Below are 20,738 nucleotides of genomic sequence, written 5' to 3' on the forward strand. Positions count from 1 at the left end.
GGGTAACCGGACGGCATGACCGCCACCGACCCGTGGCACGCGGCCCTGGCCGACCTGCTGTCCCGGTCCCACCGACTGCCGCCGGACGAGCTCTCGGCCGCGGTCAACGCCGCGCTGCGGCCGGTGGGGGTGTCGGCCGTCGTCTACCTGGTCGACGCGGAGCAGTACGACCTCCGGCCGCTGCCCGAGCCCGGCCGGCCACTGCCCGAGCCGCTGTCGATCGACGCGAGTCTCGCCGGTCACGCCTTCACACACGTCGAGGTGCACGCGAGTCACGGCCCGCCGCCCCGGCTGTGGGTGCCGGTGGTCGACGGCACCGACCGCCTCGGCCTGCTGGAGGTCGTCCCGCCACCCGGCGCGGACCTCGCCGACGGCGCGCTCCAGGACGGCTGCCGGCTGATCGCCGGACTCGTCGGGCACCTGGTGGCCAGCAAGAGCCCGTACGGCGACGTGCTGCACCGGGCCCGGCGGAGCCGGCCGATGGACGTCTCGGCCGAGCTGCTCTGGCAGCTCCTGCCGCCGCTCACGTTCGCCACTCCCGACGCGGCGATCAGCGCCATCCTCGAACCGTGCTACGAGGTGGGCGGCGACGCCTTCGACTACAGCCTGGACGCGGGCACCGTGAAGCTCGCCATCCTCGACGGGGTCGGCCACGGCCTGCCGGCGGTGCTCACCACGTCGGTGGCGCTCGCCGCTCTGCGCGCCGCCCGGCGCGGCGGCGCCGACCTCGGCGCGACGGCGCGGGCGGTCGACGCGGCGATCGCCGCGCAGTGGCAGGACGCCCGCTTCGTCACCGCGGTCCTCGCCGAGTTCGACACGGGCACGGGTCAGCTGCGCTACCTCAACGCGGGGCATCCGCCGCCGTTGGTCCTACGCCGTGGCCGGGCGGTGCGCGCGCTCTCCGGTGGCCGGCGGCTGCCGCTCGGGCTGCCCGACGACCGGCTGGACACCGCGAGCGTCCGGCTGGAGCCGGGTGACCGGCTGCTCCTGCACACCGACGGGGTGGTGGAGGCGCGCGACCCCGCCGGGGACCTGTTCGGCCTGGCACGCCTGGCCGACCTCGCCGAGCGGCACATCGCGGCGGGGCTGCCCAGCCCCGAGACACTGCGGCGGCTCAGCCACGCGGTCGCCGCGCACCAGGGCGGGCCGCTGCGCGACGACGCGACCCTGCTGCTGGTCGAGTGGAACCGGGCGGCGGCGTCCCGCGCGGAGCCGTGAGCCGCCGGGCGCGTCGTCCCGGCTAGTTCAGGCCACGGAAGCTGGCCGCCGGGGACACCGGGACCTCCGCCGGAAGCCCGAGCAACTCGCCGACCGCGGTGATCCGCAGCACCCGCGCCACCACCGGCCGTGGGTCGACCACCCGGAGCGGGACCCCCTCGCGTCGCGCCCGCAGAGCGGCGTCGACCAGGGCGCGCACCCCGGAGGAGTCGAGGAAGGCGACACCGGCCAGGTCGACGACGACGGCGCGGAGCCCGGGCCGGTCGAGCGCGGTGGCGAGGGCCTTCTCCAGCACGTCCACGGTGGCCATGTCGATCTCGCCGACGGGGCGCAGGACCACCTCTCCCACACCCTCGTCGTGCACCTGCACGTCCATCGCCCCGCCCCACCATCGTCTCGTTCACCGGCGGATGGCCGACGCAGTCGACCATACCCCTGGGCGGCCGTCGCGTCGTCCCGAGCGCGTCCGCGCCCTCCGGCGCGGCGCCCGGGGCGCCGCACGCTGCGTCACCCGCCGTACGGGGCGGACGGGAAGGCGTCGTCGCAGGTCAAGTCCAGTATTCGACACGCCGCCGGGGTGGATGGCGTCTTGCCCGGAGCCGATCGGATACGTAGCGTGATCACAGGGAGAGGCGCGGGCATCCGCCCGGTCCGCCGCTCACACGGGGACCTGGGGGGAAGGCTGCGGACCGTGGATCCGGCCCGGGATCCACGGTCCGCACCCTGTGCGCCCGACCGGCCGGGGTCAGGGCGGGTAGACGCCGAAGGAACGCCAGCCCCGGTCCGGGAAGCCCGCGGCCTCGGCGACCCGGGCCGACGCGAGGTTGTCCCGGTTGTGCAGGTACGTCGGCACGGCGCCCTCGTCGAGCACCCGCCGGGCCGCCTGGGCGACCAACCGGCGCGCCAGGCCGCGACCCCGCGCCGCCGGCACCGTCCCGACCGCCAGCTCGTGCCCGTACGCGTCGTGCCGCTTGACACCCACCCCCGCCAGGTAGCGGCCGTCCGGCCCGCGGACGACCAGCACCTCCCGGTCGAAGAGCCGCAGCCACGACGGCAGCCCGCGCGTGCCGGGCGGGATCCACTCGCCGACGTCCGGCAGCGGGGCCGGGGCGAGGGTCCAGCGGAAGACGCTGTCGTGCGTGGGCCACGCGGGCAGGCCGACGGCGGCCGGCAACGCCGGGATCAGGCGGTCCACCGGCAGGTCGGCGGCGAGCGCCCGGACCGCCGCCACCCGGTCGGGCGGTACGGAGAGCACCGTGCTGCGCCCCGTGCCGACGGCCAGCGCGGGCCGGCGGCGGCCGTCCCAGGCGGGGTGGACACGGCGGTGGGAGCCGACCACGTGCAGCCCCGGGCCCGCCGGCCACTGTCCCAGCCAGATGGCGAGGTGCAACCGGAGCCGCCGATCGAACAACGCCGCCACCTCCCGTGTTCCGTCGACCGGGCCCGCACGCGGTCCGGACCGACCGCCCGGGGGTCCGTTCCCGTCCGGTGCCGCACCGGCGGGTCGCCGATCACCGTACGCCGGGCGGAGCGTTCGGGACGGGCGGATCCGGTGGGAGACGGTGACCGGCCCGCGGAGGTTACCGGCGGGGCGGGGCCGGGTAGCGGGAGGGGACGTGCGGGGAACGGAACGGATTCCTTACCGGGAAAGGGAACCGGCCACCACCGCCCCACGTCACATCTATTTTCATACATGTACACCTTTCTTTGGGACGGTATCGTCATGCCGAAGCAGCCGAATGACCGGTACCAGCAGGACACCGAGCGACTCTGGCGCGCGGCGGAGACCGCGGGCCGGTTCCCGGCCCAGCCGCCCTACCGCGGCGCGCGGGCGGCCGGCGGCACGGGCGGGACGCTGGGCTGGGCGGAGCTGAACAAGCTGCCCGCGGGGGTGTCCACCCGGCACGGCCTCAACAGCCGGTGACGCGGCCGGCGACACACCCGGGTCCGTCCACCGCCGGGTGTTCGCACACCTGTCGGGTAACGTCGTCTGGTCCCGAATCCGGCCGACGACAGGAGTAGCTCCGCGCATGGGCAAGAAGACGATCCGCGTCTCCGACTTCAGCGGCACCGTGCTGCAGGACGACGACGAGGTGGTGCGCGTCGTGGTGCTGGAGCATCCGGATCTGGTCGCCGGGCCCGTGCAGTTGGAGGCCACCCCGCTCGAGGTGGAGAGCATCGACGACGCCGCCCTGGACGTGGCGGTCGTGGAGATCCACGACCGGCACGGTGGTGGCGAGCCGCGCCGGGTGGTGCTCACCGCGAGCGAGTTCGACGCCATGGCGACGGACGTGCCGATGGCGCAGCTGCTCAAGACCGCCGAGCGGGTGCGCCCGCCCCGGGCGCGCAAGGGCGCGGAGCGGCTCGACTACGGCACGATTGAGCACGCCGGGAAGCCGCACCGGGGCCGGGTGACCGAGGAGGAGGCCCGGTTGGTGCGGGAGCGGCTCGACGAGGTCAACAAGCGCCTCGCCGACGCCGGGATCCGCCAGATCGACCCGGCCAACCCGGAGCACGCCGCCCGGTACGGCTTCCCCGCCACGTCCTGACCGTCCGCTCAGGACCGCTTCCGGACGACGGCGTCGAGCGCCGCGAGGAGGTCCGCCTCGACAGCGGCCTTGTCGAGACCGAGGTCGGCCAGCACGCCGCCGCCGTTCTCGAGTTCGAGCAGGGCGAGCAGGATGTGCTCGGTGCCGATGTAGTTGTGGCCCAGCCGCAGCGCCTCGCGGAAGGTCAGCTCCATCGCCTTCCTGCTCTGCGCGTCGTACGGGATGAGTTCGGGCGGCTCGGTCGGTGACGGCGCCGGCAGCGCGGCGGTCGCCGCCTCGCGGAGCCGTTCGAACGTGACGCCCCGCGCCGCGATCGCCTTCGCCGCGAGCGCCTCCGGCTCGCTGAGCAGCCCCAGCACGATGTGCTCCGGGCGGATCTCGGCGTGCCCGGTGGCGCGCGCCTCGCTCTGCGAGGCCACCATGACGTTGCGGGCGCGGGTGGTGAAGCGGTTGAAGCCCTGCTGCGGGTCCAGCGGCGTGTCCTTGGGAACGAAGCGCTTCTGCGCCGCCTGCTTGGTGACGCCCATGCTCCTGCCGATGTCCGTCCAGGAGGCGCCGGCCCGCCGGGCCTGGTCGACGAAGTGCCCGATCAGGTGGTCGGCCACCTCGCCGAGGTGGTCGGCCACCAGGACCGCGTCGGAGAGCTGGTCGAGCGGTTCGCTGTGCGCCTTCTTGATCGCCTGGATGAGGTCGTCGAGGCGTACCGGGTTGTCGATGGGAAGAGGATCGGTCATGCCGTCAACTCTAGGTTGACGATATCGGGCCGTCAACCGTCGGTTGACGATTCCGGTCCGGAGGGCGCGGAGAGCTTCGAAGGCTAGGGAAACACCCGATTCCCGCAGGGCCCCGCGTCCGTAGCGTCGATGACGCCACCCTCGGCCGCCGTGCCGGGGCACGCGCCCCGCGACCGCCGGTGGCGATCCGAGCAGGAGAACGGAGGCATACCCGTGCGCCGAATGATCGTCCCCGCGCTCGTCCTGGCCGCCCTCGTACTGGGCGGCTGCGACAGCACCGACACCACCGCCGACCCGGGCACCGACGTCGACGCCCCACTGGACGGCGGCGACCTCGCCGGCGGGGACGACGCTCCTCCCCCGCCCTGCCCGTTCACCGCCGAGCAGGTCGGCGACCTGGTCGGCCAGCCGATGGTCGACAAGGGCAGCTGCAGCTTCGGCGACGGCAACGGCGTCGCCCTGTTCACCATCACGACCGCGTCCCGCACCGCCGGCGAGATGACGTACGACTACAAGCGCCAGCAGGCCGAGCAGATCTACCAGAAGGTCACCGACATCGACCAGGGCGGCAAGGGCTACATCGCCGCGAAGGACATCGAGGGCGAGCTGTACGTCATCGCCGACGCGGGCAGCTTCACGGTGACGTTGAGCAGCTTCCAGCGGCTCGGTGCGCCCGACGCGTACGAGCAGACGCTGCGGCGGGTGCTCGACGCCCTGCCCCTGACCTGAGCCACCCGTCCGGCTCGGCGCCGTCCCCGACGCCCGATCAGCCGAGGACGGCACGCGCGACGGCGCCCGGCTCCGGGCCCGCCGCCACGACCACCCGGCCCTGCGGGCTCCAGATCCGGGACCGCCCGGCGGTGCGGGCGTACCCGCCGCCGGTCGCGCCCGCGAAGCTCGCGATCCCCACCCAGACCCCGTGGTCGGCGGCGATCCGCCGGGCCCGCTCGTCCTGGACACCGGCCTCCTCGGGCCGGTCCACGGCGCCGGCGACGTACGCGTCGGTGCCGAGGGCGGCGGTGTCGGCCGCATGCCGTGGCACGCCCGTGTCCTTGCAGACGGCCAGGCCGAGCCGCCATCCGTCGACCTCGACCACGGCCGGCTCCGGGCCGGGGGCGAAATGCGCGGGCTCGGCGCCGCCCAGCCACATCTTGCGGTACGCGACCCGGGCGGTGGCGCCGTCGACGGCGAGCATCCCGATGTGCCGCCGGTCCCCCGCCCCGGCGACCGGGGCCCCCACCAGGGCCAGGGCGCCCGTGTCGGCGCAGGCCGCCACGACGGGGGCGAGCCGCTCGTCGTCGGTCGCCACCACCGGGGCGTCGAGTTCGTACCCGGTCAGCGACAGCTCCGGGAAGACCACCACCCGCGCGTCCGCGGCACGGATCGCCGCGGCGTGGGCGCGCGCGTTGGCGACCACGTCGTACGGCACACAGGGCGGCTGGGCGACGGCGACCGGCAGCGGTTGCGGCATGGCGCGAGGCTAGCCGTCCGCCCCGCCGGTGGGCACCCCCGGTCAGGGCCCGTGCGGCACCGGCTCGGCGAGCGCCTGGATCTCCGTGGGGAGCTGCGCCAGCGCCTCGCGGAACTCCCGGTGCCCGACCACCCGGTGCAGCGTCTGCAGGACGGCTCCGGCGCCCTGCTCGGCCAGGCGCGGCCCGACCTGGGCGCGCTCGGCGACCCGCCGCAGGAACTCGTCGTACCCGAAGACCTCCGGCTCCTCCGGCGCGGTGAGGGCCAGCGACGGGCGGAGCTCGTGCGCCACGTGGTCGGCCAGCGCCGCGGCCTCGCCGCCGCTGATCCGCTCGGCGAGCGTCCGCAGCGTGGCCTCGGTCAAGGCCCGCGCGGTCTCCTCCGGGACGCCCGCGCGGTCCGCCACCTTGTCGAAGAAACTCAACTCGGCCATGGCCCGTCCTTCCGCTTCCGGAGAAGCGTGGCTACCCGCGGTGACCGGCGGCAAACGGACGGGCCCGCCGGCCGTTGCCGGCGACCGCTACTGCCGCACCAGCCGGGCGCCGAACCGCCGGCACGCCTCCCGGAAGGCGGCGGGTTCGTGGACGGTGAAGTCGGCGTCGAGGACGGCGAGGTTCAGCAGCAGCCACTGCCAGGTGTCGAGCACGAGGACGGCCCGCGTCCGGTCCGGCGCGACGGGGGTGAGCTCGACGTCCTGGTAGATGAAGGCGTCCGCCACGGCGGCCGTCGGCGCGTCGATCGTCAGCACGACCCGTTGTCCGTGCCGGTGCAGGCCCTGGCGGAGGTAGTCGACGCCCGTGTCGGCGGGCAGGGGCCGGGGCGTGAAGGTCGCGCCGCCGGCCCGGAGGTCGGTGATGCGGTCCAGCCGGAAGACACGCCAGTCGTCCCGGTCGACGTCCCAGCCGAGCAGGTACCAGCGCAGGCGCTCGTGGATCTGACGGTGGGGCTCGACCCGGCGTACGCTCGCGCGCCCCGTCGCGTCGGCGTAGCCGAACGTCACGGTGCGCCGGTGGTGGATCGCGTCGGCGAGTGTGCTCAGCGTCTCGGCGCGGGTGCTGGGGGCGGGCGCCGGCCCGGTCTCCAGGCTGGCGCGGAGGGCCGCCGCGCGGGGGCGCAGGCGCCGGGGCAGGTACTGGTCGACCTTGCCGTAGGCACGGGTGGCCGCGTCGTCGAGGCTCCCCTCGCTGGCGCTGCCGGTGGACGCGAGGGTGGCCAGCCCCAGGAGGGTGGCGATGGCCTCGTCGTCCTCGAGCAGCAGCGGGGGCATGGCGGTTCCGGACGAGAGCCGGTAGTAGCCGCCCGGCCCGGGCTGGGTCCGCACGGGGTACCCGTACCCGCGGAGCCGGTCGACGTCGCGCCGGAGCGTACGCGGGCTCACGTCGAGGCGGGCCGCCAGTTCGTCGCCGGTGAACGCCCTGCCCGTCTGCAACACCGCCAGCAGGGCGAGGACCCGTTGGGTGACGTCGGCCATGAACCCCATTCTCCGCGAAACGCGGCCAGGTTCCGGCCACATCTGGTCGTAGCGTCGGGCCATGGCCACCCGACACATCCGGATCCGGGGAGCCCGGACCAACAACCTGAGGTCGCTCGACGTCGACGTGCCGCGCGGACGGCTGGTCGTGTTCGTGGGCGTGTCCGGCTCGGGCAAGTCGTCGCTGGTGTTCGACACGATCGCCGCCGAGGCCGGGTACCAGCTCAACGAGACCTTCCCGCCGTTCGCCCGCAACCGCCTGCCGAAGTGGACCCGACCCGAGGTCGGCCAGATCGACGGTCTCTCGCCGGTGGTCGTGATCGACCAGCGGCGCCTCGGCGGCAACGCCCGCTCCACCGTCGGCACGATCACGGACGCGTGGACGTACCTCCGGCTCCTGTTCTCCCGCCTGAGCACGCCGCACGTCGGCGAGTCCCACCACTTCTCCTTCAACGACCCCGCCGGGATGTGCCCCACGTGCTCGGGGCTCGGTGAGCGCATCGTGAGCGCCGTCGACCGTTTCCTCGACCTGGACCGGTCGCTGCGCGACGGTGCCATCCTGTTGCCGGGCTTCGGCAACGGCGGCTACTGGTACTCGCAGTACGCCGACATCGGGACCTTCGACGCCGACACCCCGTTGCGGGACTGGACGCAGGCCGAGCGGGACGCGCTCCTGTTCGGCGGGGAGCACGCCGCGCGTCTCGGCACCCGGCTCCCGAAGGACTACGAGGGTGTCGTCGAGCGGTTCGAGCGCATCCACCTGCGGACCTCGGACGACCTGTCCGACCGCAAGCGGGAGACGATCGCCCGGTTCACCCGTTCCGCCGTCTGCCCGGACTGCCACGGCGACCGGCTCAACGCGGCCAGCCGGAGTGCCACCCTCCTCGGCCACACCATCGGCGAGATGGCGCGGATGGAGATCAGCGAGCTCGCCGACCTCGTCACGAAGGTGGACGAGCGGCCGGTGGCTCCCGTCGTGGCCGCGCTGAAGGCCCGGCTGGACGCTCTCGTCACGATCGGGCTCGGCTACCTCCACCTGGGACGGGCCACCACGACCCTCTCCGGCGGCGAGTCCCAGCGGATCAAGACCGTCAAGCACCTGGGCAGCAGCCTCGTCGAGATGGTCTACATCTTCGACGAACCGACCGTGGGCCTCCACCCCCACGACGTGTCCGCCATGACCGCCCTGCTGCGACGGCTGCGCGACAAGGGCAACACCGTCCTCGTCGTGGAGCACGACCCCGCGGTCATGGCGGTCGCCGACCAGATCGTCGAGGTCGGGCCGGGCGCCGGCGACCAGGGCGGCCGGCTCGTCTTCCAGGGCGCCTTCGCCGACCTCCGCCGCGCCGGCACGCCCACCGCCGCCGCCCTGGCGCGGCACGCACCCGTCAAGGACCGCCCCCGGGCACCGCACGGCCACGTCACGGTCGCCGACGCCACCCGCAACAACCTCCGCAACGTGACCGTCGACATCCCGACCGGCGTCCTGACCGTGCTCACCGGCGTCGCCGGCTCCGGGAAGTCCAGCCTCGCCGCCGAACTCGTCGCCCAGCACGACGCCGTCGTGATCGACCAGCGGCCGGTCAGCCCCAACCGCCGGTCGAGCCCCATCACCTACACGGGCATCGCGGCGCCCATCCGCAAACTGTTCGCGCGCCACAACGGCGTCCCCGCCAGCCTGTTCAGCGCCAACTCCGACGGCGCGTGCCCGGACTGCGACGGCCTCGGCGTCGTCCACACCGATCTGGCCTTCATGGACGGCCAGGAGACGGTCTGCGAGACCTGCCAGGGCCGCCGCTTCACCCCCGAGGTGCTGCGCCACACCGTCGACGGCCTGTCCATCGCCGACGTCGACGGCCTCACCATCGCCGAGGCCATCCAGCGACTACCCGACCCGGCGATCACGCGGGCGCTCCGCCACCTCGACGACGTCGGCCTCGGCTACCTGCGGCTCGGCCAGCCGCTGACCACCCTCTCCGGCGGCGAGTCCCAGCGCGTCAAGATCGCGAAGGAGCTCCGCGACACCACCGGCCCGACCCTCTACGTGCTCGACGAGCCCACCACGGGGCTCCACCTCCGCGACGTCGACACGCTGCTCGGCATCCTCGACGCCCTGGTCGACCGCGGCCACACCGTCGTGGTCATCGAGCACAACCTCCACGTCATCCGGCAGGCCGACTGGCTCATCGACCTCGGCCCCGGCCCCGGGAAGCACGGCGGACGGATCCTCTACCAGGGCCCGGTCGCGGGCGTCACCGGCACCGCCACCGCCGCGGCCCTCGCCGAGCCCGATCCGTCCGGAGGCCGCCCCGGCCTCACCCGCCGCGACTGATCCGCAGGGTCAACACATCGGTACGCACGGTGATGTGCCCGTGGAATAGCGGCGCGCCGTTCGCTCCGTAGCCGATCTGGGTGGCGGTGACCAGCGGATGCCCCACCGCGACGCCGAGCCGGGCGTTGGCCTCCTCGTCGGCGAGCACGGCGGCGAGTTCGATCTCCGCGCGCCGGACCGGCATGCCGGTCGCGCTCGCCAGGAACTCGAACATGTCGAGGTCGATGCTGACCAGCCCGGACGGGTCGAGGTCGTGCCCGTCGAAGCGCAACGGCAGGTGGTCCCGGATCCAGGCCGCCGCCACCCCGTCCACGGCGAAGAGCCGGTCGACGCGCCACACCGGCGAGTCCGGCTCCAGGCCGAGCACCTTCGCGCAGTCAGCCGGGCACTTCGCCCGGCTGACCGCCGCGTCCTGGAGGGTCGGGCGGTGGCCCGAGGCGGTGATCCGGTCCCGCAGCGCGGTGACGTCGCCGATCGACACGGGCACCCGCTCGACGCCGTCGTGCACGAAGGTGCCGATGCCCCACGTACGGGTCACCACTCCCTCGCTGGCGAGCTGGCCGAGTACCTCGCGCACCGTGGCCCGGCTGACCTCCAGCCGTTCGGCCAGTTCCCGCTCGTTGGGCAGTTTGTCCCCGGATCGGAACTCACTGGCGATGAGCTCCCGAAGCCGACCGCGCGCGGTCTGCAGCGCGGTCTCGCGCCGAGCCATCCACTCCCACCTCATCGCTCCTGCCGCCGCCGTTGGCGGCGTACGGAGTGTAGTTTGTCGGTCCCCCACCGGTGTATCGGCCGGAGGGAGCTACCAGACTCGCTCCCGCACCCTGCGGGTGCTACCAGACCTGTTCGAGCACCCGCAGGGTGTTGCCGCCGACGACCTTGGCGATCTCGTCGTCGGAGTAGCCGTGCTTCACCAGCCAGCCGACGATGTTCCCGAACGCCTCGCCGGGGTTCTCCACACCGGAGACGTACTCCACCCGCGGGTGCTCCGGCCGCTCGCCGGAGTCGTGCGCGTAGTTCCCGGCGTAGGTGTTGTGCACCCCCACGTGGTCGCCGAACATCGTGTCCGGCCCGAACGTGACGTGGTCGATGCCGACCAGGTCCACGCAGTACGTGAAGTGGTCCATCACCGACTCGATCGAGTGGTGCGGGTGGTCGGCCGAGAGGGTGGTGTGGGGCGCGGCCTCGATGCCGATCACGCCACCCCGCTCGGCGCAGGCCCGGATCACCTCGTCCGGCTTCATCCGAGGGGTGTTCCAGACCGAACGGGCACCGGCATGGGTGATGAACACCGGAACCCGACTGGCCTCGATCACGTCCAGCGAGGTCCGATCGCCGGAGTGCGAGATGTCGATGGCGATACCGAGCTTGTTCATCCGGTCCACCGCACGCCGACCGAAGTGGGTCAGCCCACCGTCGCTGCGCTCCGACAGGCCACCGCCGAGCATGTTCGCCTGGCTGTACGCGATCCCGAGCTGGCGGACGCCGAAGCCGTAGAGGATGTCGATCCGGTCCAGCTCGTTCTCGATGGGCGTGGCGCACTCCAGGCCCGCGACGAGCGCCAACCGGCCGTCCCGCTTCGCGGCGCGGATGTCCTCCACCGAGGTCGCCAGGAAGATGTAGTCCTGCTTGTAGAGGTCGCTCATCCGCATCCCGAGGGCGTAGACGAGGTCGTTCCACTTCCAGCCGTTCTCGCTCGTCACACAGGACGCCCCGGCCATGAAGTTGTCGAACACCGCCGTGAGGCCGGACCGGGCCAGGCCCTCGTAACCGGTGCGCTGGCGGGCGGTGCGGTTGTAGGCGCGGAGCTCGCGGACGTCCTCCGGCAGGATCACCGGGTGCTCGTGCAAGGAGATCGCGATGTTCTCGGCGAGCAGCCGGCTGACCCGCTCACGCTGGGCGGTCGTGAGCCCGAGGTCGTGCTCGGGCACCCGGCCGACCTCCGGGGCCAACGCGAACACCCGGTAGTCCACGTGCGGCTCCAGGTACGAGTAGGACCTGTGCCCCTGGTACCGGGGGGCTGGTTCTTGCAGCAAGACACCTTCTCCTTCGAAACGGTGGCTGGTCGCTACGCGGCCAGTGGGTAGTGGCAGGCAACCGGGTGTGCCCCGGCTGCCAGCGGCGGCTCCGTGGTGGAGCAGGTCTCCGTCGCCTGCCAGCAGCGCGTCCGGAACCGGCAACCCGACGGCGGGTCGACCGGGCTGGGCGGGTCGCCGGGCAGCAGGATCCGCTGACGCTCGCCCCGTGCGGCGGGTTCCGGCACCGGGACCGCGGAGAGCAGCGCCTTCGTGTACGGGTGCCGGGGCGTGTCGTACAGGCTCGCCTCGGGGCCGGTCTCCACGAGCTTGCCCAGGTACATGACGGCCACCCGGTCGGAGATGTGGCGCACCACGGACAGGTCGTGCGCGATGAAGACGTACGCCACACCCAGCTCGTCCTGGAGCCGCTCGAGCAGGTTGACGACCTGGGCCTGGACCGACACGTCGAGCGCGGAGACCGGCTCGTCGCAGACGATGACGTCGGGTTGCAGGGCGAGCGCCCGGGCGATCCCGATGCGCTGGCGCTGCCCGCCGGAGAACTGGTGCGGGTAGCGGTCCAGGTGCAGGGCCGGGTCGAGGCCGACCAGGTCGAGCAGCTCCCGGATCCGGTCCAGCCGGCGCCGCCGGTCCAGAACGTCGGGGTGGATCTCGAAGGGCTGGAGCAGGATCTCCCGGATCGTGCGCCGCGGGTTCAGCGAGGTGTACGGGTCCTGGAGCACGATCTGGATCCGGCGCCGCAGCGCGCGCAGCTCCCGGCCCCGGGCCGTGTGCACCACCGAGTCGCCGAACCGGACCGCGCCGGAGGTGGGCTGTTCCAGCCCGACCAGCATCCGCGCCAGGGTCGTCTTCCCGCAGCCGGACTCGCCGACCACGCCGAGCGTCTCGCCTCGGCACAGGTCGAACGAGACACCGTCGACGGCCTTGACGACACCGCCGGTCGTGAACGGCACCCGCCCCTTGAGCGGGAAGTGCTTGACCAGGTTCTCGACCCGCAGCACCACGTCATCTCCGGGTGGCACGACGCACCTCCTCATGGTGGTGGCACGCGCAGGACCGGTTGCCGGGCAGCACGGCCAGCGGCGGCAGGGTCACGCGGCACTCGTCGGTGACCCGGGGACAGCGCAGGTGGAACGGGCAGCCGGCGGGGAGCATGGCCGGGTTCGGCGGTGCTCCCGGGATCGCGTAGAGCACGTCGTCACGCCGGTCCACCCGGGGCATCGAGGCGAGCAGCCCCTCGGTGTACGGGTGCGCGGGGCCGTCGAAGATCTGCTGGACCGTGCCCCGCTCGACGATCCGGCCGGCGTACATGACGGCCACGTCGTCGGCGACCTCGGCCACCACACCGAGGTCGTGGGTGATGAGCATGAGGCCCATCCCGCTGTCCCGCTGGATCTCCGCGAGCAGCTCCATCACCTGGGCCTGCACGGTCACGTCGAGGGCGGTGGTGGGCTCGTCGGCGATCAGCAGGTCCGGTTCGAGGGCGATGGCCAGCGCGATCATGATGCGCTGCCGCATGCCACCGGAGAACTGGTGCGGGTAGTCGCGGATCCGGTCCTTCGCGGCCGGGATCCGGACCCGGTCGACCAGTTCGACGGCCCGGCGGCGGGCGTCGGCCTTGGACATGCCACGGCGGACCCGCAGCACCTCCATGATCTGGTGCCCGACGGTGAAGACCGGGTTGAGCGCGGCCATGGCGTCCTGGAAGACCATGCCGATCTCCTCGCCGCTGACCCGGTCGCGCTGTCTGCGCGGCAGGGTGAGCAGCTCCCGACCGCGCAACCGCACCGAACCGGTGATCCGGGCCGGCGGGGCGTCGAGGATGCCCATCACCGCCTGCGCGGTGACGCTCTTGCCGGAACCGGACTCGCCGAGGACCGCGAGGGTCCGCCCCGCGTCGACCTCGAGTGACACCCCGTTCACGGCGTTGACGGGCCCGGTGCCGCCGGGGAACGTGACCCGCAGGTCGGCGATCTCCAACAGGGTCATCGCAGCACACCGGCTTCGGCGAGGAAGTCGCGCACCACCTGCTGGAACAGCTCCGGCTCCTCCAACTGCGGCGAGTGCCCGGACTTCTCGAAGACCACCAGCCGGCTGTCGGGGATCAGGTCGGCGATGACCTGGGAGGCGGCCACCGGCGTACGCCAGTCGTGCCGGCCCACGGTCACCAGCGTCGGGCAGGTGATCGACGGCAGCTTCGGCTTGAGGTCGTAGCGCGGCATGTTCTGCCCGAAGGCCGCGTTGTGCGTGCGGTAGTGGAACCGGGTGGCGTTGAGCTTCGCCTCGTCCTTGGCCGGGTCGTGCTGGTGGTCGTAGAGCGGAAGGATGGCACGCCAGTACTCGCGCAGCTGCTCGTTGCTCTCGAACCGGCCGGTGCCGATCCGCTCGATGACCCACTCCGGGATCACCGTACGGTCGGTGTTGCGGGCGCGTTCGACGGCGAGGTGGTCGTGCGCGGTGTCCGCCGCCGTGTCGCGGAGCACCAGCGCGGAGACCCGGTCCGGGTGGGCGATGGCGTACTCCATGGCGATGAACCCGCCGTACGAGCCGCCGGCCATGACGATCTTCTCGTAGCCGAAGTGCTCCCGGATGGCGTCCACGTCGGCCACCCACTGCTCGTGGGTGAACGGCTCGTCGTCGCTGGACTCGCCGGAGCCCCGGGCGTCGAAGACGATCACCCGCATCCGGTCGGCGAACGGGCCGAAGGAGCGCTTCGGCTCGTTGCGGGAGCCGAGCCCGGGTGCGCCGTGGTGCACGATCATCGCCGGTCCGTCGGTCGGGCCGAACGCCTCGACCACCAGTTCTGCGCCGTTGACTTTCATCGGACTCCCTCGATGACGTTCGATGCCAGGTCGCGCGGGTAGCGGGTGAGCCTGCGCGGGCCGTCCTCCTCGACGAGGACCGTGTCGGAGATGCGGTAGCCGGCGTGGCCGGGCACGTAGACGCCGGGCTCGCTGGAGAGCAGCATCCCGGGGGCGAGCACGGTCTCGTCGCCGTCCTCGACCCACGGCGCCTCGTGGTTCTGCAAACCGATGCCGTGCCCCTGCCGGTGCCGGATGTAGTCGCCCAGGCCGTGCTCGCGCAGCACGTCGAGGCAGATCCGGTTGACCTCGGCGCAGGTCCGCCCGGCGGTCATCGCCTGGGTGCCGACCTCCTGCGCCTCCCGGTCGGCCTCGTAGTAGCGCACCTGCTCGGGCGTGGGCTCGCCCACCACGAAGGTGCGTTCGCTCTCCACGAACCGGCTGGCCACCGCCGCGCCGAGGGAGAGGATCAGCGTGTCGCCGGGCTCGATCCGGCGGCGGGTCGGCAGGCCGTGCGGCAGGGCCGAGTTCGGGCCGGCGTACACGAGACCCCCGGCCAGCTTCGTGGTGTAGACGACGAGGTCGTACTCGGCGTACATCCGGTCGGTGCCGTACCCGATCACGTGCCGGGCGATCTCGTCCTCGCGCGGCAGCGGCCCCCCGGTCGCCAACGCCTCCTCGATCAGGGCCCGGCCCGCGCCGAGCATCTCGTCGCAGATCCGCGCGGCGGCCTCGTGGAACGGGATCTCCTCGGGGAACTTGCGCAGCCGCAGCCGGGCCACCACGTCGGTGGTCTCCAGGGTGGCGCCCGCGATGGCCTGCAACAGCGCGCGGTACGTGCCGACCGACACCCCGGCGCTCAACCCGATCCGGCGGGTGCGGCCGCCGGGCCGGGGCAGCGCCGCGGCGAGGGTCTGCTCGGCGGTGACGACCCCCGGGTACTCGAAGTAGCTGACGGTCGGCACCCGCACGCCCTGCTGCGCCGCGTACTCCTCGTCGAGCCGCGGGATGACCAGCAGCGGATCCCCCTCGCGGGGCATCCACAGGTAGACCGGCCGTTCGGTGGCGATGTAGAAGAAGCCACTGAGGAAGGCGACGTCCGCCGGGGACGTGGCGAGGAAGCCGTCCAGGCCGCGCTCGTCGAGCGCCTCGTTGAGGCGGTTGCGGACGCTGGTGTAGAAGCTGTCGGGCAGTCGCATGGTCAGGCTCCGTTGCGGCGGGGGTCACGGGTGTCGTTGAACCGCATTCCGGCGACGGTGGCCGCCAGCACGAGCAGCAGGATCGCCAGAGACGGGAAGAGCGTCTGCCACCAGGCGATGGCGACCACCCCGCTGCGCTGGGCGTTGAGCAGGATGCGGCCCCACGACCAGGCGTCCGGGTCGCCCAGACCGAGGAAGCTCAGGCCGGCCTCGGAGATCACCGCCCGGGAGGCGGTGAGCAGCACGCTCACGATCACCAGCGAGACGACCGCGGGCAGGATCTCGCGGGTGACGATCCGCCACCCGGAGGCGCCGAGCACGCGCGCGCCGTCGATGTACGGCATCGCGCTGATCACCAGGCCCTGGGACCGGATCAGGCGGGCCACCTCGGGCCAGGCGAAGAACCCGATGATGAGGGTCAGCGTCCAGAGACTGGGGTTGACCACCGCGGCCAGCATGATCATCAGCGGCAGGGTGGGCAGCGCCAGCATCACGTCGGTGACGACCGTGGCGACCGCGTCGATCGGACGGAAGTACGCCGAGGCCAACCCGATCGCCGTGCCGAGGACGATCGCGATCAGCGAGGCGGCCAGTCCGATCACGAGGCTGGTCCGGGTGCCCCACACGACCTGGGCGAAGATGTCCTGCCCGAGGTCGTCCGTACCGAACCAGTGCGCGCCGGACGGCGGTTGCAGCACGTCCGGGCCGGCGCCGGCCGGCTCGTCGGCGATCACCGGCGCGAGGAGCGCGAGCGCCACCATCACGACGAGCACCAGCACGGACAGCGCCGCGGAGGGTTGGCGCAGGTAGGCGAACCAGGACCGCCTCGCGACGGCCGGGGCGACCGGCGGCACCGCCTGCTCGGTCAGCACGGGGGCGCTCACGGCACCCTCCCTTCGGGGGTGGGGGCGGACGGGTTCGGGCGGGCGGAGGCGCGCGCGTTCACAGCCGGATCCGGGGGTTGAGGACGGCGTAGAACATGTCGGTCAGCGCGTTGGCGAACACCACCGTGACGGCGAGCATGATGAACGCGCCCTGGAGCACCGGGTAGTCCTGCTGGCCGACGGCTTCGAAGATGAGCCGGCCGACCCCCGGGTAGGCGAACACGGTCTCGGTGAGCACGGCGCCGCCGACCAGGGTGCCCAACTGGAGACCCATGAGGGTCAGCGCCGGCAGGATCGCGTTGCGCAGGCCGTGCTTCCACACCCGCCGCCGGGCCGAGAGTCCCCGGGCCTGGGCGGCCCGGATGTAGTCCTCGCCGAGGACCTCGATCATGTTTGTCCGCAGGGTCAACGCGTACGGGCCGAGCTGCACCAGCACCAGCGACAGCACCGGCAGGACCAGGTGGTGGGCGAGGCTCAGGTAGGCCGCCGCGCCCCGGGTGTCCGGGTCGATCGCCCCGCCGATCGGGAACCAGCCGAGGCGGGCTCCCAGGAAGACCAGCAGCAGCATGGCGACGCTGGGCACGAAGAGCGCGTGCCCGCCGATGCCGAGCGCCTGGAGCGCCCGGTCCAGCCACCGGCCCCGGTTCACGGCGGCGGCCACCCCGATCGGGATGCCGACGGCCACGGTGACGACGAACGCGGTGCCGGCGAGCAGCAGGGTCCAGGGCAGACGGTCGACGATGATGTCGACGACCGGCTGGATCTGCCGGAACGAGATGCCCAGGTTGCCCTGGACCAGCTCACGCAGGTACGAGACGTACTGCTCCCACAACGGCCGGTCCAGGCCGTACGTCTTGAGCAGCGCCGCCTGCATCTCCGGCGTCATGTCCCCCTCGACCATGAGGGTCGTGGGGTCCCCCGGCAGCAGCCGGAGCAGGAAGAACGTCGAAGTGATCGCAATCCACACGGTCAGGACGGCCTTCAGTGCCCGACTGAGCACGAAACGCGCCACGGGGGACCCCTCCTCTCCCTAGGACTTTCCGGTCACTTGGCCGGGGTGACCTGGGCCAGCGAGTACGCGGTGACCATGCCGAGCAGGTCCGACGGCGACGGGACGAAGCCGGTGAACTTGCTGGCGTTGTAGGCGAACTGGAAGTTCTCCACGTACAGCGGGGTCAGGTACGCCTGGTCGTGCACGACCTTGTCGATGTTCTTGATCTTGGCCTTGAACGCCTCCGGGTCGGTGGTGGCGGCCGCGTCGTTGATCAGATGGTCCATCTCCGGCGACTCGAGCAGGTTGTAGTTGATGCCGCCCGGGTTGCTGGACAGGTAGGTGCTGCGCAGCTGGTCCATCGGGTTGTCGAACACGCCCCACTGCGACGCGTCGATGTCGTACTCGCCGTTCTTGGTCCGGGAGAGGAACGTGTTCCGCTCGACGCACTCGTTCTCGAGCTTGATGCCGGCCTTGGCGGCGCTCTCCCGGAAGAGCTGCACCACGCGGGTGATGTTCGCGTTGGACTGGTCGCACGCCACCCCGAAGGCCAGCTCGTCGAAGAAGCCGTCGTTGTTCGCGTCCTTGTAGCCGGCCGCGCTCAGCTTCGCCTTCGCCCCGGCGGGGTCGAACGGGTACGGCTGGATCTCGGTGTTGTCGTACTCCGAGAAGATCGGCGAGATCGGGCCGGCCATCTGCTGGCCGTCGCCCTGGAGCACCGACGAGATGATCGACTTGGTGTCGACCGACATCGACAGCGCCTGCCGGACCTGCTGGTCGGCCAGCTGCTTGTTCTTCATGTTGTAGGTCAGGTGCGCGAAGCCCAGCGCGCCCACCTTCACCAGCTTGATGTTCGAGTCGGCCTGGAACGTCTTCACCGCCGACACCGGCACCGGGGTGCCCATGAGGTCGATGTCGCCGTTGCGCAGCGCCAGCATCATCGTGTTCACGTCCGGGTAGACGCGGTACTCGACCTGGCTGACCGCGGCCTTGCCGCCCGGCGCGAGCGGGTAGTTCGGGTTGCGCTTCATGACGTAGCGCTGGCCCTTGGTGATGCTGTCGAGCACGAACGGGCCGGCGCCGACCCAGTTCGAGTCGTTGGGGAACTTGGACAGGTCACCGGCGGACTCGAAGACGTGCTTCGGCACGATCGACATCCAGAAGCCGACGCCCTCGGCGAACGGCGCGTACGGCTGCGAGAGCTTGAACTTGACGGTGGTCGCGTCCGGCGCCTCGATGGACTCGACCCACGTCAGCTTCGCGGCGACGTTGCCGAGCTTGTACTTCATGATCATTTCGGCGCTGAACTTGACGTCGTCCGCGACCACCGGCTTGCCGTCGGTCCACGTGAAGTCGTCCCGCAGCACGAACACGGCCGTCTTGCCGCCGTCCTCGTAGCGGTACTCCTTGGCCAGCTCCGGCGCCTTCTTCGCGTTCTCGTCGATCCGCAGCAGGTGCGGGTACATCGCGTTGAGGATCCACGAGTCGGTCTTGCTCAGCGACTGGAGCGGGTTGAAGTTGCTCACGTCGGTGGTGGTGCCGATGCGCAGCACCGAGCCGTCCGTCGACGTGGTCGAGGACCCGGTGTCCTCGTTCAGGCTGCAGCCGGAGATCCCCAGCGTCGCCGCCACGCCGAGCGCGACAGCGAGCCGCCACCGACCCTTGACCGTCTTTCTCACCAAACCTCCTCAAGAACCCGGATGATGTTGCCGCCGATGACCTTGGCGATCTCGTCGTCGGAGTAGCCGTGCGTGACGAGCCAGCCGACGATGTTGCTGAAGCACTCCGCCGGGTTCTCCATGCCGCTCACGTACGGGACACGGGGGTGGTCCACCACTCCGTGGGCCTGCCCGATCGCCAGGTGCTGGGTGAAGCTGTCGTGCAGCCCGACGTGGTCACCGAAGTTGGTGTCCGGGCCGAACGCCACGTGGTCGATGCCGACCAGGTCCACGCAGTACGTGAAGTGGTCCATCACCGACTCGATCGAGTGGTGCGGGTGGTCGGCCGAGAGGGTGGTGTGGGGCGCGGCCTCGATGCCGATCACGCCACCCCGCTCGGCGCAGGCCCGGATCACCTCGTCCGGCTTCATCCGAGGGGTGTTCCAGACCGAACGGGCACCGGCGTGGGTGATGAACACCGGAACCCGACTGGCCTCGATCACGTCCAGCGAGGTCCGATCGCCGGAGTGCGAGATGTCGATGGCGATACCGAGCTTGTTCATCCGGTCCACCGCACGCCGACCGAAGTGGGTCAGCCCACCGTCGCGGGTCTCGGAGAGGCCGGATCCGAGCATGTTCGCCTGGCTGTACGCGATGCCCATCTGCCGGACACCGAAGCCGTAGAGGATGTCGATCCGGTCCAGCTCGTTCTCGATCATCGTGGCCGCTTCGAGACCGGCCACCAGGGCGATCTGCCCGTTGCGCTTGGCCTCGCGGATCTGGTCGAGCGTGGTCGCCACGACGACGTGGTCCTGCTTGGCGATGTCGGCGAAGCGGAGGCCGATGTCGTAGATGACGTCGTCCCACTTCCAGGCGTGCTCACTGGTCACGCAGCCGGTGCCGTTCATGAAGTTGTCGAAGACCGCGGTGAGTCCGGAGCGGGCCATCCCCTCGAAGCCGAACGCGTTGCGGCCGGTGCGGTTGTAGTCGCGCAGCTGGGAGACGTCGGCCGGCAGGATCTTCGGGTGCTCGTGCAGCGAGATCGCGATGTGCTCGCGGAGCAGGCGGGCCACCCGGGCGCGCTGCTCGTCGCTGAGGCCGAGGTCGTGCTCGGGCACCCGCCCGAGCTGGGGAGCGAGCTCGAAGACCTTGTAGTCGACGTGCGGGGTCAAGTAGTCGAAGGACCGGTATCCGGCGTAGCGGGGGGCGGCGTCCTGCACTCGGCGACTCACCTCGTCAGGGTTAGAGGTATGAGGAATGAGGTCTGACCTCGTGGCACGGGAGGTTAATCGAGGAATCAACACCTACGGAATACCTCGTGACCCGACCGTTACCTTCGAGTGGCGACATCGCCGCAGGTCAAGCCCACTCTGTGGGAATCACCGGGTGCGCCGC

The 20,738-nt window shown here is 71.9% G+C and carries 21 protein-coding genes; 5 read left to right on the forward strand and 16 right to left on the reverse strand.

From position 1 onward, the window contains the following. Positions 1–15 precede the first annotated feature (15 nt). Positions 16–1,218, forward strand: coding sequence for a PP2C family protein-serine/threonine phosphatase (locus tag D7I43_RS12465; RefSeq protein WP_120328619.1), 1,203 nt, complete (start codon positions 16–18; stop codon positions 1,216–1,218). Between the two features lie 22 nt (positions 1,219–1,240). On the opposite strand, the gene D7I43_RS12470 is transcribed toward D7I43_RS12465, so the two are convergent. Together D7I43_RS12470 and D7I43_RS12475 are read right to left on the reverse strand one after the other, a co-directional pair. Then, the gene (locus D7I43_RS12470; RefSeq protein ID WP_120328620.1) at positions 1,241–1,594 is read right to left on the reverse strand and encodes an STAS domain-containing protein; all 354 of its coding nucleotides are present in this window, start codon (positions 1,592–1,594) and stop codon (positions 1,241–1,243) included. Between the two features lie 369 nt (positions 1,595–1,963). Beyond that, on the reverse strand, positions 1,964–2,629 hold the full coding sequence (locus D7I43_RS12475) for a GNAT family N-acetyltransferase (RefSeq protein ID WP_120328659.1): 666 nt from the start codon (positions 2,627–2,629) through the stop codon (positions 1,964–1,966). A gap of 312 nt (positions 2,630–2,941) precedes the next feature. Between D7I43_RS12475 and D7I43_RS12480 the strand changes: the two genes are divergently transcribed. After that, a complete protein-coding gene (locus D7I43_RS12480) occupies positions 2,942–3,142 on the forward strand; it encodes a DNA repair protein (protein WP_120328621.1) in 201 nt (66 codons plus the stop codon). A 106-nt stretch (positions 3,143–3,248) separates the two neighbouring features. Then, positions 3,249–3,767 carry a hypothetical protein gene (locus D7I43_RS12485; protein ID WP_120328622.1) on the forward strand — a complete coding sequence of 173 codons (519 nt, stop codon included), beginning with the start codon at positions 3,249–3,251 and terminating at the stop codon, positions 3,765–3,767. An 8-nt stretch (positions 3,768–3,775) separates the two neighbouring features. On the opposite strand, the gene D7I43_RS12490 is transcribed toward D7I43_RS12485, so the two are convergent. Next, the gene (locus D7I43_RS12490) at positions 3,776–4,501 is read right to left on the reverse strand and encodes a Clp protease N-terminal domain-containing protein (RefSeq protein WP_120328623.1); all 726 of its coding nucleotides are present in this window, start codon (positions 4,499–4,501) and stop codon (positions 3,776–3,778) included. 213 nt (positions 4,502–4,714) lie between these two features. Between D7I43_RS12490 and D7I43_RS12495 the strand changes: the two genes are divergently transcribed. Further along, on the forward strand, positions 4,715–5,230 hold the full coding sequence (locus D7I43_RS12495) for a hypothetical protein (RefSeq protein ID WP_396843477.1): 516 nt from the start codon (positions 4,715–4,717) through the stop codon (positions 5,228–5,230). A gap of 37 nt (positions 5,231–5,267) precedes the next feature. On the opposite strand, the gene D7I43_RS12500 is transcribed toward D7I43_RS12495, so the two are convergent. The 3 genes from D7I43_RS12500 to D7I43_RS12510 form a co-directional block, all read right to left on the reverse strand. Then, positions 5,268–5,972, reverse strand: coding sequence for a carbon-nitrogen hydrolase family protein (locus tag D7I43_RS12500; RefSeq protein WP_120328625.1), 705 nt, complete (start codon positions 5,970–5,972; stop codon positions 5,268–5,270). Between the two features lie 42 nt (positions 5,973–6,014). Continuing rightward, positions 6,015–6,404: a DUF2267 domain-containing protein gene (locus tag D7I43_RS12505; protein ID WP_120328626.1), complete on the reverse strand. Its 390-nt coding sequence runs from the start codon at positions 6,402–6,404 to the stop codon at positions 6,015–6,017. An 87-nt stretch (positions 6,405–6,491) separates the two neighbouring features. Next, on the reverse strand, positions 6,492–7,442 hold the full coding sequence (locus D7I43_RS12510; protein ID WP_120328660.1) for a helix-turn-helix transcriptional regulator: 951 nt from the start codon (positions 7,440–7,442) through the stop codon (positions 6,492–6,494). Positions 7,443–7,503: 61 nt separating this feature from the next. Here D7I43_RS12510 and D7I43_RS12515 point away from each other — a divergent pair, with 61 nt between their 5' ends. Continuing rightward, a complete protein-coding gene (locus D7I43_RS12515; protein ID WP_120328627.1) occupies positions 7,504–9,774 on the forward strand; it encodes an ATP-binding cassette domain-containing protein in 2,271 nt (756 codons plus the stop codon). Here the strand turns inward: D7I43_RS12515 and D7I43_RS12520 are convergent. The 10 genes from D7I43_RS12520 to D7I43_RS12565 form a co-directional block, all read right to left on the reverse strand. Then, positions 9,758–10,486, reverse strand: coding sequence for a GntR family transcriptional regulator (locus D7I43_RS12520; protein WP_158610094.1), 729 nt, complete (start codon positions 10,484–10,486; stop codon positions 9,758–9,760). The genes D7I43_RS12515 and D7I43_RS12520 overlap by 17 nt on opposite strands. A 121-nt stretch (positions 10,487–10,607) precedes the next feature. After that, on the reverse strand, positions 10,608–11,810 hold the full coding sequence (locus tag D7I43_RS12525) for a dipeptidase (protein WP_204985184.1): 1,203 nt from the start codon (positions 11,808–11,810) through the stop codon (positions 10,608–10,610). Positions 11,811–11,842: 32 nt separating this feature from the next. Beyond that, the gene (locus D7I43_RS12530) at positions 11,843–12,847 is read right to left on the reverse strand and encodes an ABC transporter ATP-binding protein (RefSeq protein WP_120328629.1); all 1,005 of its coding nucleotides are present in this window, start codon (positions 12,845–12,847) and stop codon (positions 11,843–11,845) included. Further along, positions 12,816–13,799, reverse strand: coding sequence for an ABC transporter ATP-binding protein (locus D7I43_RS12535; RefSeq protein WP_120328630.1), 984 nt, complete (start codon positions 13,797–13,799; stop codon positions 12,816–12,818). Before D7I43_RS12535 ends, D7I43_RS12530 begins: the two co-directional genes overlap by 32 nt. Further along, positions 13,796–14,632 (reverse strand): alpha/beta fold hydrolase, encoded by an 837-nt coding sequence (locus tag D7I43_RS12540; RefSeq protein ID WP_120328631.1) that lies wholly within the window; start codon positions 14,630–14,632, stop codon positions 13,796–13,798. The genes D7I43_RS12535 and D7I43_RS12540 overlap by 4 nt, the downstream gene beginning before the upstream one ends. Beyond that, positions 14,629–15,810: a M24 family metallopeptidase gene (locus D7I43_RS12545; protein WP_120328632.1), complete on the reverse strand. Its 1,182-nt coding sequence runs from the start codon at positions 15,808–15,810 to the stop codon at positions 14,629–14,631. The genes D7I43_RS12540 and D7I43_RS12545 overlap by 4 nt, the downstream gene beginning before the upstream one ends. Before the next feature lie 2 nt (positions 15,811–15,812). Beyond that, positions 15,813–16,694: an ABC transporter permease gene (locus D7I43_RS12550; RefSeq protein WP_240032926.1), complete on the reverse strand. Its 882-nt coding sequence runs from the start codon at positions 16,692–16,694 to the stop codon at positions 15,813–15,815. A 58-nt stretch (positions 16,695–16,752) separates the two neighbouring features. Further along, a complete protein-coding gene (locus D7I43_RS12555) occupies positions 16,753–17,706 on the reverse strand; it encodes an ABC transporter permease (protein ID WP_120328633.1) in 954 nt (317 codons plus the stop codon). Between the two features lie 32 nt (positions 17,707–17,738). Beyond that, positions 17,739–19,364 (reverse strand): ABC transporter substrate-binding protein, encoded by a 1,626-nt coding sequence (locus D7I43_RS12560; protein WP_120328634.1) that lies wholly within the window; start codon positions 19,362–19,364, stop codon positions 17,739–17,741. Then, positions 19,361–20,575, reverse strand: coding sequence for a dipeptidase (locus D7I43_RS12565; RefSeq protein WP_240032927.1), 1,215 nt, complete (start codon positions 20,573–20,575; stop codon positions 19,361–19,363). The genes D7I43_RS12560 and D7I43_RS12565 overlap by 4 nt, the downstream gene beginning before the upstream one ends. Positions 20,576–20,738: the final 163 nt, after the last annotated feature.

The organism is Micromonospora globbae (assembly GCF_003610785.1).
GTDB classification, from domain to species: domain Bacteria; phylum Actinomycetota; class Actinomycetes; order Mycobacteriales; family Micromonosporaceae; genus Micromonospora; species Micromonospora globbae.